Origin of the sequence: Amycolatopsis sp. NPDC004169 (genome assembly GCF_040610315.1) — a bacterium.
Classification (GTDB): domain Bacteria; phylum Actinomycetota; class Actinomycetes; order Mycobacteriales; family Pseudonocardiaceae; genus Amycolatopsis.
The window spans coordinates 1-13,234 of sequence record NZ_JBEXMD010000068.1 but is presented as its reverse complement, the minus strand read 5'-3'; the positions used below and the strand labels follow the sequence as shown (position 1 = coordinate 13,234).

The following is a 13,234-nucleotide window of genomic DNA, read 5'->3' as shown; positions in this document are numbered from 1 at the left end:
CGGTTCGCGTCCGGCCGCGTCGGAGCGGCATGACGGAACCGTGCCCGAGCTGCGGCTTGCTGGACCAGGTGCAGCACGTCCCCGCGGTCTACCAGGGCGGTCACTCCTTCTACCGCGGTCAGGGCCCGGCCGTGGCGGTGCCGGCCGGCGACGGCGTCGTGTACACGAGCAGCCAGGTCAGCGGGATCGCCGTAACGGCGGTCGCCCGTTCCCTCGACCCCTATCCCCGGCCTCGCCGCGGCGGCGGCCTGCTGGCCGCGGTCGTCCTGCTGGCCATGGTCGGCAGTTGCTTCCTGTTGCTGCCGTTTTCCGCCTCCGACGACCCGCCACCGGGCGGGGCGGCCGCGAAGGCGCTGGGTTTCGCGGTGCTCTCGCTGCCGGCGTTCGCGGTGTACGTCGCCGCGGGGGTGCTGGTCTGGCTCTACGTCCGCCGCGTGCGGGCGCACCGGCGGCAGCAGCGCGGGGTCCCGGCGGCGCGGCAGGTGTGGGAGCAGGGCTGGTTCTGCCACCGCTGCGGCGGGGTCTACTTCGCCGACGCGGGGCGGCTGCTGACACCGGCCCACTTCCGGCACCTGGTGGCGCGAGCGGGCGGGTACGACCGCTAGGCGAGTAATGCGTAACTCGGTCGGTGGTCAGGTGATGCCCTCAAAATCACGGAGCCGGGTGGTCATCCCGTCGCCTGAGGCCGTCAAATCACTTTGAGCCGGGCCCGCAACCCACAGCGCAACGAAGGCTGACAACGCAAGCTTGCGGGCCCGGCTCAAAGTGATAGGCCTCAATCAGGCGACGGGATGACCACCCGGCGGCCCACCTCCAGAAGGTGAGGTAGCAGCGGTGGTTGTGGTCATCCCGGAGCCTGCCCGTCCGGCGAGGACATTCTTTTTTTTCTAAGCCGCGGCAGAAGTGTCCTCTGGTCTACCGCGGCAGAGCGGGTCCGACTTCGTTGGTCTAGGCCAGGACGCTGAGCGCGCCCGGCACGCAGGTCGCCGTCACCGGCACGGTGCCCTGGGGCTCCCCGTCGGCGTAGGCAGGCCAGGCGTTCCCGGCCAAGGTCACCGAGCGGGCCCGCAGCGTGCGGACCGCCGGGTGGGTCACGTGGTTGCCCGAGCGCAGGCCCGGGAGCATGCGGACCAGGCCGCGGCGGGTGGCGTGGCCGATGATCGTGACGTCGAAGACGCCGTCTTCGGGGTCGGCCGTCGGGCAGATCGGGACGCCGCCGCCGTAGAAGCGGGTGTTGCCGATCGCCACCAGGGTCGCGTCGAGCTCGAGGCGGCCGGTGCCGGTGTCGACGACCACCGGACGCGGCCGGAACGACGCCAGCTCGGCCAGGATCGCCAGGTCGTAGCGGCGCGGCCCGGACGGCCAGCGCATCCGGTTGGCGCGTTCGTTGACGCTCGCGTCGAACCCCGCGCACAGCACGGTCGCGAACCAGGTGTCGCCGGCGCGGCCGAGGTCGATCCGGCGGCGGGCGCCCGAGCGCAGGGCGGCGACCAGCGCGTCGACCGCCGGGAGCGGCTCGCCGGGGACGCCGAGGGCGCGGGCGAAGTCGTTGCCGGTGCCGGCCGGGACGAGCCCGAGCGCGACGTCGTGGTTGGCGCAGAACTGGACGCCCTGGTGGGCGGCGCCGTCCCCGCCGAGCACGATCAGCACGTCGAGCCCGGCGGCGTGGGAGGACCGCATCAACGCGCGGGACTCCTCGACGGTGTGGGCGACCAGCACGTCGAGCCGGTCGACCGCCGCGCGCAGCCGCTCGGCGACGGTGTCGGCGATCCGGGCGGCCGCGCCGTGCCCCGACGCCGGGTGCACGGCGAGCGCGGCGTGGATCCCCACTAGGTGACGTCGTCGGTGCTCGACCGGCCGCTGGACGCGGTCGGGGCGGACGGCTCGTCGTCGACGGTGCTCGGCGTGTAGTCGAACGGCGCGGCCTCGTCGTCGGCGAGGGAGTCCCAGCCCTCGTCGGAGCGGGCCTTGTCGAGCTTGCGGTCGTGGAAGCGCGCCATCTGCACGGCGATCTCGAACAGCACGGTGAGCGCGCCGGCCAGGCCCAGCATCGAGAACGGGTCCGAACCCGGGGTGGCGAAGGCGGCGAAGACGAACAGCGCGAACACGATGCCGCGCCGCCACTTCTTCAGCTGCACGTACTTCACGACGCCGACGCGGTTGAGCATCACCACCAGCAGCGGGAGCTCGAAGCTGATCCCGAAGATGATCAGCAGCGACAGCAGGAACGAGATGTACTTGTCCGCGGTCAGCGCGGTGACGAACGCGTCCTGCCCGAAGCCCATCAGCAGCTGCAGGGCGTGCGGGAAGAGGATGTAGGCGAGCACGGCACCGGTGGCGAACAGCACGGACGCGAACGCGACGAACGTCAGCGCGTACTTGCGTTCCTTGCTGTACAGGCCGGGAGCGATGAACGCCCAGAGCTGGTAGAGCCAGGCCGGCGAGAGCAGCACGGCCCCGGCCGCGATGCCGACCTTCAGCTGGGTCATGAACGCTTCGAACGGCACGGTCTGCAGCAGCCGGCACCCGGCGGCGCTGTCGAGCCGCCGTTCCGGCGGGATGGCGCAGTACGGGTCCTTGACGAGGTCGCCGAGCGACGGGACCGGCCCGATCTTGGTGCCGAACCAGATGAACCCGATGATCCCGCCGATCACCACCGCGAGCAGCGCGAAGCCGAGGCGGCGGCGGAACTCGTAGATGTGCTCGATGAGCGTCATCGTCCCGTCGGGATTGGCCCGACGGCTGCGCTTGCGCCGCTTCGACCGGCGGCTGTCACCGTTTCCGGAGGCGGATTCCGCCACGGGTTGTTCCGTTCTCGTCGGAGTCCGCCGGAGCGCGCCGGGCTCGGCGCGCTCCGTGGACGGGGGACCGGGTGGGGCCGGAGCCGCTCAGCTGACGTTCTTCTGCGGCTGCTCGGCCGCCTGCTGCTTCTTCAGCTCGTCGAGCTGGCGCTGCAGGTCGGCGACCTGCTGGTCGGTCGAAGCGGGCGTGGCGGGCTTGGCCGGGAGCTGCTTCGTCTCGGCGGGCTCGGCGTCTTCGTGCGCCGCGGCCTTGTCGCCGGTGAGGTCCTTGGTCTCGGCCTTGAAGATCTTCATGGACTTGCCGATGGACCGGGCCGCGTCGGGAAGCCTCTTGGCCCCGAACAGCAGCACGACGACGAGCACCAGGATGATCAAATGCCACGGCTGCAATCCGTTCAGCATGGTGGCCTCCTATCTGCGTCTGGTAGGGATGTTACTGGTTTTCCGCTTTGCGGCGGCGCTGCTGGTGACGGCGCTGCGCGAACGCGACGCGCAGTCCCGCCGACCGGGCGCGGAGGAGCCCGGCCCGGTCCTGGGTGTTCGTAGCCACCATGCTTGCGGTCTGCCGGAAGGCACGCAAGACCTTGACGGTCCGCACCAGCAGGACCACGAGGACGGCGAGGCCGATCACGATGAGCACGGCGGTGGGCAGGTACGGCACGCGGTCAGCCTAGTGGTCGCAGGTTGACGGAAGGTGACGGGCTCGGGCCACGGCGTCGGCGGCCCGGCGGCCGACGTCCGACGCGAGGTCGGCCGGGCTCTCCACCAGCGCTTCCCCGCCCAGCCCCAGCACCAGGCGCACCATCCAGGACTGGTCGGCGTAGCGCATCCGGATCCGCAGGCGGCCGCCGTCGAGCTCGTCGAGCTCCTCGCACGGGTAGTACTCGGCTACCCAGCGTGCGTCCGGGTCGAGGACCAGGACGGCCTCCCGCTGGTCGGGACGCTCGCGGAAGACGCCGTCGGAGAGGTCGGTGGGGTGGGCGTGCGCGGGCGGCCGGGACGGCTCCTCGAGCACGGTCAGCTCGTCGATCCGGTCGAGCCGGAACAGCCGGACCCCCTCGGCGCGGCGGCACCAGGCTTCGAGGTAGCCGACGGCCTGGACGATCAGCAGCCGCATCGGGTCGACCGTGCGCTCGGTGACCTGGTCCTTCGACGCGGTGTAGTAGCGGATCCGCAGCGCGCGCCCGGCCTGCAGCGCGCGGGCGACCTCCTCGCGGGTGCGGGCGGTCTTCTTGCCTTCCCGCACTCCCCCGCCGACGACCACCCCGGCCGGCTGGGCCTGCCCGGCGGCGGCCTCGATCTTGGCGATGGAGCGGCGGACGGCGTCCCCGTCGACCACGCCCGGCGTCTCGGCCAATGCCCGCAGCGCCACCAGCAGCGCGGTCGCCTCGCCGCCGGTCAGCCGCAGCGGGCGGCTCATCCCGGCGTCGTGGGTGACGACGATCGTGTCGCCCTCGAAGGACAGGTCGATCAGGTCGCCGGGGCCGTAGCCGGGCAGCCCGCACATCCAGAGCAGCTCGAGGTCCTTGCGCAGCTGCCTCGGTGTGACGTCGAAGTCCTGCGCCGCATCGTCGATGCGGACGCCCGGGCGCGCCAGCAGGTAGGGCACCAGCGCGAGCAGCCGCGGCATCCGGTCGGTCGACCCGCTCACCGTGCGCTCCCCTGCCGGGCGACGACGGCTTCCAGCCGGTCCTGGACGCTCTTGGCCAGCACGTCGGGTTCGAGCACCACGACGTCCGGGCCCTGGGCGCTGATCCAGTCGGCGGCCGATTCCGGGTACAGCAGGGCGATCTCCACGAGGTCGCCCTCTTCGCCGTCGACGCTGCCGCGGCCGACCACGGTGCCGCGGCGGCGGACCCCGGCCGCGCGGCCGTCGGCGACCCAGACCCGGGCGGTGGTGACCGGCGACGGTTCGCTGTCGCCGGTGGCCGTGACGAGCTTGAGCAGGTTGACGCCCTCGGGCCGCCGGACCTCGCCCGGCTTGCCGACCGGGCGGACCTGCCCGGTGACGCGGGAGAGCCGGAAGCAGCGGGTGGCGCCGCGGTCGCGGTCGTGCCCGACGACGTACCAGCGGGCGCGCCAGGACACCACGCCCCACGGTTCGAGGGTGCGCATGATCCGCTCCGGGGAGCCGCTGCGGCGGTACTCGAAGCGCACGGCCTGGCCGTTCTGGACCGCGGCCAGCAGCGGCCCGAACGCCGGCTCGGCCCGCACGCGCGGCTCGACCACGGTGGGTGCCTGGTCGTCGACCTCGAGGCCGGCGGCGCGCAGCTTCACGAGCGCGCCCTGCGCCTGCCCGGTCAGCTCCGGGGAGTCCCACAGCCGGGAGGCGAGCGCGACGGCGGCGGCTTCGTCGGGGGCGAGGTCGATCTCGCCGAGTTCGTAGTCGCGGCGGGCGATGCGGTAGCCCTCGATGGCGTCGAACGCGGAGTTGCGGCCGGTCTCCAGGGGGATGCCGAGCTCGCGCAGCTCGGTCTTGTCCCGCTCGAACATCCGGAAGTAGGCCTCGTCGCTGGCCGCGTCGCCGTACCCGGGCACGATGCCGCGGATCTTCTCGGCAGTGAGGTACTGCCGGGTGGACAGGAGGGCCAGCACCAGATTGACCAGCCGTTCGGCGCGTGCGGTGGACACCCGGTAGAGCCTAGCCCGCGCCGCCCGGCCCGATCGTGAGGTCCGGGGTACGCGCGTCGTAATCGGTCCGCGCGGCGGCGACGGCTTCGAAGTTGGCCTCGGCCCACTCCTTGAACCCGGCCATCAGCGCGCGCAGCGATTCCCCCAGCGGCGTAAGGGAATAGTCGACGCGGACGGGCACCGCCGGGGTGACCTCCCGGCGGACAAGGCCGTCCCGTTCGAGCACCCGCAGGGTCTGGGTGAGCATCTTCTGGCTGACCCCGGCGATGCGCCGCGAAAGGTCGCTGTAGCGCTGCGGCCCGTCACCGAGCGCGACGAGGATCAGGCTGACCCACTTGCCGGCGATCTCGTCCAGCAGCTTCCGGGTCGGGCACGCGGCCAGGTAGGCGTCGTAGGCGGCTTTTTCGGCCTGCCGCCGCTGTTCCGCCGTGCGCGTGGGCACCGGGGCGAACCTCCTCGTGCGGTGGGCACCTGCAGGTGCGTACTTCCCGATGGAGAGTAGCTCCCCATACGTTCGCGGGGAAGGTTCCGATCGGTGGAGGAGACGGCGATGCGTGCGGTGGTGGTCCGGCGGTTCGGTGGCCCGGAGGTGCTGGAGGCGGTCGAGGTCCCGGTGCCGGAGCCCGGCCCGGGGCAGGTGCGAATCCGGGTGGCGGCGGCCGCGGTGAACCCGGTGGACCTGGCGACCCGCAGTGGTGCGCTGAGTACGGCGGCGGTGATCCCACCGCGGGACGTGCTCGGCCTGGGCTGGGACGTGGCGGGCACGGTCGAGACGGCGGGCGGCGGCTTCGCCGTGGGTGACGCGGTGATCGGCTTGCGCGACCGGATCGCTTCGCCGCTCGGGGCGTACGCCGAGCAGATCGTCCTGGACGCCGCCGCGGTCGCGCCGGCGCCGCCGGGCGTGTCGCCGGTCGAAGCTGCGACGCTGCCGTTGAACGCGCTGACCGCCGCCCAGGCCATGGACCTGGTGGAGACGACCGGGACCGTCCTGGTCACCGGGGCGGCCGGGGCGGTCGGCGGCTACGCCGTGGCCCTCGCCCACGGGCGGAAGCTGCGGGTGGTGGCTGTGGCGTCCCAGGCCGACGAAGCGCAGGTCCGGGCGTTCGGCGCGGACGAGTTCGTGCCCCGCGGTCCCGCGCTCGGCGACCGGGTGCGCGCGGTGGTCCCGGGCGGGGTGGACGCGGCACTCGACACCGCCCGGCTCGGCTTGGACGCCCTCGACGCGGTCCGCGGCGGTGGCGAGTTCGTCGCCTTCGCCGCCGGCGCCGCCCCGCTCCCCCTGCGCGGGATCCGCGTGCAGCACGTCTGGATCCGCGCGGACGGCGAGCGGCTCGCCGAGCTGGCCCGGATCCTCCCGCCGCGCGTGGCCGGCGTGCTGCCCCTCGCCCGCGCGGCCGACGCGCACGAACGGCTGGCCGCGGGTGGGTTGCGTGGCCGGCTCGTGCTGACTCCCTAGCCTGGGGGCATGGATGATCGCGTTCTCCTCATCACCGGTGCCTCCCGCGGCCTCGGCGCCGCCACCGCGCGCCTGGCCGCCGCGTCCGGCTTCAAGGTCGCCCTGGTCGCCCGCAAGGCCGAATCCGTCACGTCCCTGGCCGCCGAACTCGGCGAGGACCGGGCCCTCGCCCTCGGCGCCGATGTCGGCGACTGGCCCGGCATCTCCGGAGCCGTTGCCGAAACGGTCGAAAAGTTCGGGCGGCTCGACGCCGCCTTCGCCAACGCCGGGATCGGGGTCGGGACCTCGTTCTTCGGTGACGACGACCCCGATCCGCGGGCGTGGGAGCCCATGGTCCGCACCAACGTCCTCGGGGCCGCCTACACCGCCCGCGCGGTGCTGCCCGCGCTCCGGGAAACCGCCGGCCACCTGCTGATCACCGGCTCCGTGGCCGGCCGCTACATCCGCAACGCGAGCCTGTACTCGGCGACGAAGTGGGCCGTGACCGGCCTGGCCGGCGCGATCCGGGAGGAGGCCGTCGGCACCGGGGTGCGGGTCACGCTGATCAACCCGGGCATCACCGACACCGACATCCTCGACGACGAGCAGCGCACGAAGCCGAAGCTGGAGGCCGACGACATCGCCCGGGCGGTGCTCTACGCGCTCCAGCAGCCGCCGTCGGTGGACGTCAACGAGATCATGGTCCGCCCGACCGGCCAGGTGCTCTAACCCAGCCGGGCGACCCGTCCCGCCGCGCCGCTGGCCCAGCAGGCGAGCCCGGCGCAGTCCACGCTGTCGAAGCTGCCGGTGTCGAACGACGTCCAGTGCCGTCCGCCGTCGCGGCTGTAGTCGCTGCCGCCCGGGCCGACCGCCAGCACCGTCCCGCCGCGCCAGGCCAGCCCCGACCGGTAGCCGGCCGGGTACCGGCCCGGGGTGGTCCAGGTGCGGCCGCGGTCCCGGGTGAGCGCCACGGCCGGGCCGGGCGCGGTCGGGTTCGCGAAGTCCCCGCCGATCGCCACGCCCTGGGACGGCGAGCGGAAGGCCAGCGCGAACACGCCCGCCGACGGGCTGCTCGGCAGCGGCGTGTCCGACGCCGTCCAGTGCCGTCCGCCGTCGCCGGAGTGCAGGACGCGGGCGGACGCGCCGCCGCCGGTGGCCAGCCAGGCGTCGAACGGCCCCGCCGTGGTGACGCACTGGCCGCTGGCCGCGAACCCGGCCTCGCCGGGCAGCGCGGGCGGGAAGCCGCTGTCGGGCACCGGCCGCCAGCTGCGGCCGCCGTCGAAGGTGGCCTGCACGCGGAACCGGCCGTCGACGGGGTCGCTCATGGCCAGGCCGCGCCACGGGTCGAAGAAGGCGAGGCAGTCGTAGAAGGCCGCCGCGTCGGTGTTCTGGAAGGTCTGGCGCCAGTGCGCGCCGCCGTCGTCGGTCCGGTAGACGCGGGAGTCGGTCCCGGGCCCGATCGACAGGATCACGGCGTGCTCGGCGTCGAAGGCCTCGACGTCCCGGAACTGCAGCGTCCCGGTCCCCGGCGGCCCGACGGACTGCCAGCTCGCCCCGCCGTCCGTGGTGCGCAGGACGGTGCCCTGCGTGCCGCTGACCCACGCCACCCGGGCGCTGACCGCGGACAGGCCGCGGAATTGAGCGGTGACGCCGGTCGGTTTCGGCTCCCACCGCGGCAGGTGCTCCCCCGCCGACGCCGGAACCGCCACGGACAGGAACAGGGCGCACACCAGCAGCACGACACGCATGCGCAAGATCCTGCCGCACCCGCCCGGCGACTTTCGTAGGGAACCGGGCGGGCGCGCGCCGGACTAGAGCGAGCTGATCAGGCGTTCCACCCGCTCGTCGACCGAGCGGAACGGGTCCTTGCACAGGACCGTGCGCTGGGCCTGGTCGTTCAGCTTCAGGTGCACCCAGTCGACGGTGAAGTCGCGGCCCGCGGCCTGGGCGGCGGCGATGAAGTCACCACGCAGCTTGGCCCGGGTCGTCTGGGGCGGGGTGTCCTTGGCCGCCTCGATCTCGCCGTCGTCGGTGACCCGGCGGACCAGACCCTTGCGCTGGAGCAGGTCGAAGATGCCCCGGCCGCGCCGGATGTCGTGGTAGGCCAGGTCGAGCTGGGCGATGCGCGGGCTGGACAGGTCCAGGTCGTGCTTGTGCCGGTAGCGCTCGACCAGCCGGTGCTTGATCGCCCAGTCGATCTCGGTGTCGATCTTGCCGAAGTCCTGCTGCTCGACCGCGTCGAGGGCCCGGCCCCACAGCTCGACGACCCGCTCGTTCGCCGCCGTCGTGCCGTTGTCCTTGATGTGCTGGACCGCGCGGGCGTGGTACTCCCGCTGGATGTCCAGCGCCGAGGCCTCCCGCCCGCCGGCCAGGCGCACCTGGCGGCGGCCGGTGAGGTCGTGGCTGATCTCGCGGATCGCCCGGATCGGGTTGTCCAGGGTGAAGTCGCGGAACTGGACGCCGGCCTCGATCATCTCGAGCACCAGGTTCGCCGAGCCGACCTTGAGCATGGTCGTCGGCTCGGCCATGTTCGAGTCGCCCACGATGACGTGCAGCCGCCGGTAGCGCTCGGCGTCGGCGTGCGGCTCGTCGCGGGTGTTGATGATCGGCCTCGAGCGGGTGGTGGCGCTGGAGACGCCCTCCCAGATGTGCTCCGCACGCTGGGAGAGGCAGTACACCGCCCCCCGCGGGGTCTGCAGCACCTTGCCGGCACCGCAGATGAGCTGCCGGGTCACCAGGAACGGCAGGAGCACGTCCGCGATCCGGGAGAACTCACCCGCGCGGGTCACCAGGTAGTTCTCGTGACACCCGTAGGAGTTGCCCGCCGAGTCGGTGTTGTTCTTGAACAGGAAGATGTCGCCGCCGATGCCCTCGTCGGCGAGCCGTCGTTCGGCGTCGACCAGCAGGTCCTCGAGGATGCGCTCCCCGGCCTTGTCGTGCGTGACCAGCTGGACCAGGTCGTCGCACTCGGCCGTCGCGTACTCGGGGTGCGAGCCGACGTCGAGGTAGAGCCGGGAGCCGTTCGACAGGAACACGTTGGAGGAGCGTCCCCACGACACGACCCGCCGGAACAGGTAGCGCGCCACCTCGTCGGGCGAGAGCCTGCGCTGTCCGTGGAAGGTGCACGTGACCCCGAACTCGGTCTCGATGCCAAAGATCCGCCGCTGCATCCCACCAGAGTAGGCGCTGCACCCCCTTCGACGGTGCGCCGTTCGGGCGTCGACACGCCCCCGGTATGCCACAGACGGTGAAATCTCCCCGAATCAGGCACGATTGGAGCACGGCTCTTGACGTCACGCGGAAGGCGGACTCCTTGTCACACCAGCTCATCCGAGCCTTCCGGCAGGTCGGCCGGACCGATCGCGCGCTGATGCGCCGCAGTGCGGCCCTGCCGGCCTCCCGGGTCGACGACGCGCTGATGACGCTGTCCAGATCGGCGAACAAGTCCCGCCTGTGGTGGGGCGTCGCGGCGCTGCTGGCCGCCCGGCCTGGCGAAACGCGCCGGGCCGCGTTGCGCGGAGTGGTCGCGATCGCCGGCGCCAGCGCCGCGGCCAACCTCATCGGCAAGCCCCTGTTCCCCCGCCGCCGGCCGGCCGAAGAGGAAACGCCGGTGCGCCGCCGCCTGCGGAAACGCCCCACGTCGTCGTCGTTCCCGTCCGGGCACTCCGCGTCCGCGGCGGCCTTCGCCACCGCGGTGGCGATGGAGTCGCCCCGGGCCGGGCTGGCGGTGGCGCCGCTCGCGCTGGCCGTGGCCTACTCGCGGGTCCACACCGGCGTGCACTGGCCCTCCGACGTCGGCGTCGGCCTGGGCATCGGTGTCGGCGTCGGCCTGGCCACCCGGCACTGGTGGCCGCTGCACGACGACATCCCCGGCCGCACGGCCCACGACGCGGACGCCCCCGAGATGGTCGACGGCGAGGACATGCTCGCGGTCGTCAACCCGAACTCCGGCGTGGCCGGTCAGGACCCGACCGAAGACGTCAAGTACGCCTGGCCGAAGGCCACCCTGCTCTACCCGGACCCCGACCGGGGCCTGCGCGCCCAGCTCGAAGCCGAGATCGACGCCCGCGGCACGGTCCGCGCGCTGGCCGTCGCGGGCGGGGACGGCACCGTCGCCGCGGTGGCCTCCGTCGCCGCCGAACGCGACCTGCCGCTCGCCCTGGTCCCGGCCGGGACGCTCAACCACTTCGCCCGCGACGTCGGCGTCAGCTCGATGCCCGACGCCGACGCGGCCACCGAGGTCGGCAACGCCGTCCGCGTCGACCTGGGCGAAGTCGAGATCGAGGGGGCCGGCGACCCGGACCACCGCTGGTTCGTCAACACCGCCAGCCTCGGCGGCTACCCGGAGATGGTCCGGCTGCGCGAGAAGCTGCAGGAGAAGCACCCGAAGTGGCCCTCCGCCGCGATCGCGCTGGCCAGGACGCTGCGGAACGCCAAGCCGCTGACCGTCCGGCTCAACGGCAAGAAGACGCAGGTCTGGCTGCTGTTCGTCGGCAACGGCACCTACGCGCCCAAGGGGTTCGCCCCGAGCCGCCGTCCTGCGCTCGACACCGGCCTGCTCGACATCCGCTACCTGCGCGCCGACCTGCCCTACTCCCGCGCCCGGTTCCTGGTGGCGATGATCACCCGCAGCCTCGCCGCCAGCCACGTCTACCAGGAGCTGGACCTGCCGGAGCTGGACGTCGAACTGCTCGACGGCAACCGCCGCGTCGCCACCGACGGCGAGGTCGGCCCGCTCGGCAACCGCTTCCGCTTCCGGTCCCGGCCCCGCGCACTGACGCTCTACCGCCTGTGAAGGTTGCTTTACCTTCTCTCAACGAACCCACAGGCACCCCCCGCTAGCTTCGCGGTCGAGTTGCGGGCACTCCTGCCCGCGACCAGGGGACGGGCGGGGATTCGATGGACGGGCACGGCCTGGCGAGCGTCATCCACCGGGCCGCGAGCGACCCGGTGCTGCCGGGTGACGTCACCGCTCGGGCCCGTGACCTGGGGCCGCTCGAGTCGCCGCTCATCTGGCTCGGCTTCGCCTCGGCCGCCGTCGCCGTGCTCGCCGTCGTGGTCGCCCTGTGGTACCGGCGGCGGGTCCGGCGGTGGGGGTTCACCGCGTTCGGCGTTCTGCTGCTGCTGGCGGCCGTCACCGCGCTGAACAGCTACGTCGGCTACGTCCGCACCTCCGACGACCTGGCCCGGCTCCTGCAGCGCGGCCCCGGTGTCGTCAACTTCGCCGGGCGGCTGCTCGACGACGGCAAGGAAGCGCCGGAACCCTCCTCTTCCTCCGGATCGTCGTCTTCGGACTCACCTGCGGCCGGTCCGCGGCCCGGGGCGGGTGTCGCGGCCGGTGGGCAGCGGATCGACGTGCTCAGCCTCGCCGATCCGGCGAACGGGATCCCGACGGCGAGCAACTACGTCATCCTGCCGCCCGGTTACGACAGCGATCCTCATCGTCGCTACCCGGTCGTCTACCTCATCCACGGCTATCCCTTCGGCGGGCCTCGGGACTGGCTCACCTCCGGGGATGCTCCCGGGACGCTTCAGGCGCTGCAGCAGGCGAACGTCATCGCGCCGATGATCGTGGTCAGTGTGGACATGACTGCCGGTAATCCCAGTACTGACTGGGAGTGCCTGAACGTGCCTGGGGGTCCGCAGCTGGAGAACTACCTGGCGGGGAGTGTGGTGCCGGCGGTGGACCAGCGGTACCGGACGTTGGCCGATCGGACCCATCGGGCTCTGGGTGGGATGTCCGGGGGTGGGTTCGGGGCGCTCAACATCGGGCTTCACCACGTCGACGAGTTCGGCACCCTCGTGATCGCTCTGCCCTACGACGATCTCAACGACTCGGTGGGGATTCTCGACGGGAACCGGGCTGCCATCGCGGCCAACACCCCGCGGCGGTACTTGCCGACCATGAAGTTCCCGGCTCCGATCTCGGTGATGCTTGCGGTCGGGACTGGGGCGCCCACCGATGTTGCGACCGCTCGGCGGATTGCCGATGCTCTGCACGCTCGGGGGCAGGATGCTGTTGTCCACGCCGAGCGGGGGTTCAACCACACCTGGCATACCGCTCGGGCCACCTTGCCCTATCTGCTGGCCTTTGCCGATCAGACTTTTCGGACTTCTCCTGCGGCTTCTTGATCGCTTGGGCCGGGGGTTCGGCCGCCGGATTTGAGTCTGCCGGGGTTTGGCTGCCGGGCGTCGAGTCTGCCGGGGGTTCGGCTGCCGGGTTCAGGTCTTCCGTGGCTTTCCCCGCCGGCCCGAACGCCGGATTGTTCAACGGTCGTCAGGCTGTGTCAAGGCGGGAAAGCGTGGGGAGAGAGACACAGCACGCCCCCGATAGGGGGGGGAGGGGTGGGGCGCGGGGGGGGGGGGC

Annotated in this window: 14 protein-coding genes; 5 read left to right on the top strand and 9 right to left on the bottom strand. The window is 72.7% G+C overall.

Features of this window, described 5'->3' with window-relative positions:
- Positions 1-29 precede the first annotated feature (29 nt).
- Positions 30-605, top strand: a complete 576-nt coding sequence (locus ABZX11_RS45565; RefSeq protein ID WP_354924999.1) for a hypothetical protein — start codon at positions 30-32, stop codon at positions 603-605.
- A 343-nt stretch (positions 606-948) separates the two neighbouring features.
- On the opposite strand, the gene ABZX11_RS45560 is transcribed toward ABZX11_RS45565, so the two are convergent.
- From ABZX11_RS45560 to ABZX11_RS45530, 7 genes are all read right to left on the bottom strand, one after another.
- Positions 949-1,830 (bottom strand): YegS/Rv2252/BmrU family lipid kinase, encoded by an 882-nt coding sequence (locus ABZX11_RS45560; RefSeq protein WP_176169498.1) that lies wholly within the window; start codon positions 1,828-1,830, stop codon positions 949-951.
- A complete protein-coding gene (gene tatC / locus ABZX11_RS45555) occupies positions 1,830-2,801 on the bottom strand; it encodes a twin-arginine translocase subunit TatC (protein ID WP_354924997.1) in 972 nt (323 codons plus the stop codon). Before tatC ends, ABZX11_RS45560 begins: the two co-directional genes overlap by 1 nt.
- A gap of 87 nt (positions 2,802-2,888) precedes the next feature.
- Entirely contained in the window at positions 2,889-3,203 is a 315-nt protein-coding gene (tatA, locus tag ABZX11_RS45550; RefSeq protein WP_176169496.1) for a Sec-independent protein translocase subunit TatA, read from the bottom strand.
- 31 nt (positions 3,204-3,234) lie between these two features.
- On the bottom strand, positions 3,235-3,462 hold the full coding sequence (locus ABZX11_RS45545) for a bacteriophage holin (protein ID WP_176169495.1): 228 nt from the start codon (positions 3,460-3,462) through the stop codon (positions 3,235-3,237).
- Positions 3,463-3,471: 9 nt separating this feature from the next.
- The gene (locus ABZX11_RS45540; RefSeq protein WP_354924994.1) at positions 3,472-4,452 is read right to left on the bottom strand and encodes a WYL domain-containing protein; all 981 of its coding nucleotides are present in this window, start codon (positions 4,450-4,452) and stop codon (positions 3,472-3,474) included.
- The gene (locus ABZX11_RS45535) at positions 4,449-5,432 is read right to left on the bottom strand and encodes a WYL domain-containing protein (protein ID WP_176169493.1); all 984 of its coding nucleotides are present in this window, start codon (positions 5,430-5,432) and stop codon (positions 4,449-4,451) included. The genes ABZX11_RS45540 and ABZX11_RS45535 overlap by 4 nt, the downstream gene beginning before the upstream one ends.
- A 10-nt stretch (positions 5,433-5,442) precedes the next feature.
- Positions 5,443-5,874: a helix-turn-helix domain-containing protein gene (locus ABZX11_RS45530; protein ID WP_176169492.1), complete on the bottom strand. Its 432-nt coding sequence runs from the start codon at positions 5,872-5,874 to the stop codon at positions 5,443-5,445.
- A gap of 108 nt (positions 5,875-5,982) precedes the next feature.
- Here ABZX11_RS45530 and ABZX11_RS45525 point away from each other — a divergent pair, with 108 nt between their 5' ends.
- On the top strand, positions 5,983-6,888 hold the full coding sequence (locus tag ABZX11_RS45525) for an NADP-dependent oxidoreductase (RefSeq protein WP_354924991.1): 906 nt from the start codon (positions 5,983-5,985) through the stop codon (positions 6,886-6,888).
- A 9-nt stretch (positions 6,889-6,897) separates the two neighbouring features.
- Positions 6,898-7,596, top strand: coding sequence for an SDR family oxidoreductase (locus ABZX11_RS45520; protein WP_354924989.1), 699 nt, complete (start codon positions 6,898-6,900; stop codon positions 7,594-7,596).
- On the opposite strand, the gene ABZX11_RS45515 is transcribed toward ABZX11_RS45520, so the two are convergent.
- Together ABZX11_RS45515 and pafA are read right to left on the bottom strand one after the other, a co-directional pair.
- Positions 7,593-8,615 carry an oxidoreductase gene (locus ABZX11_RS45515; protein WP_354924987.1) on the bottom strand — a complete coding sequence of 341 codons (1,023 nt, stop codon included), beginning with the start codon at positions 8,613-8,615 and terminating at the stop codon, positions 7,593-7,595. The genes ABZX11_RS45520 and ABZX11_RS45515 overlap by 4 nt on opposite strands.
- A gap of 63 nt (positions 8,616-8,678) precedes the next feature.
- Entirely contained in the window at positions 8,679-10,037 is a 1,359-nt protein-coding gene (gene pafA, locus ABZX11_RS45510; RefSeq protein WP_043784126.1) for a Pup--protein ligase, read from the bottom strand.
- 143 nt (positions 10,038-10,180) lie between these two features.
- On the opposite strand from pafA, the gene ABZX11_RS45505 reads away from it, so the two are divergent.
- Positions 10,181-11,662, top strand: coding sequence for a phosphatase PAP2 family protein (locus tag ABZX11_RS45505; protein ID WP_354924985.1), 1,482 nt, complete (start codon positions 10,181-10,183; stop codon positions 11,660-11,662).
- Between the two features lie 104 nt (positions 11,663-11,766).
- Positions 11,767-12,999: an alpha/beta hydrolase-fold protein gene (locus ABZX11_RS45500; protein WP_176169489.1), complete on the top strand. Its 1,233-nt coding sequence runs from the start codon at positions 11,767-11,769 to the stop codon at positions 12,997-12,999.
- The last annotated feature ends 235 nt before the right edge of the window (positions 13,000-13,234 follow it).

Coding starts and splice junctions, on each gene's coding strand:
- ABZX11_RS45565 (WP_354924999.1), top strand. CDS start 30: ATGACGGAACCGTGCCCGAGCTGCGGCTTGCTGGACCAGGTGCAGCAC.
- tatA (WP_176169496.1), bottom strand. CDS start 3,203: ATGCTGAACGGATTGCAGCCGTGGCATTTGATCATCCTGGTGCTCGTC.
- ABZX11_RS45525 (WP_354924991.1), top strand. CDS start 5,983: ATGCGTGCGGTGGTGGTCCGGCGGTTCGGTGGCCCGGAGGTGCTGGAG.
- ABZX11_RS45520 (WP_354924989.1), top strand. CDS start 6,898: ATGGATGATCGCGTTCTCCTCATCACCGGTGCCTCCCGCGGCCTCGGC.
- ABZX11_RS45515 (WP_354924987.1), bottom strand. CDS start 8,615: ATGCGTGTCGTGCTGCTGGTGTGCGCCCTGTTCCTGTCCGTGGCGGTT.
- pafA (WP_043784126.1), bottom strand. CDS start 10,037: ATGCAGCGGCGGATCTTTGGCATCGAGACCGAGTTCGGGGTCACGTGC.
- ABZX11_RS45500 (WP_176169489.1), top strand. CDS start 11,767: ATGGACGGGCACGGCCTGGCGAGCGTCATCCACCGGGCCGCGAGCGAC.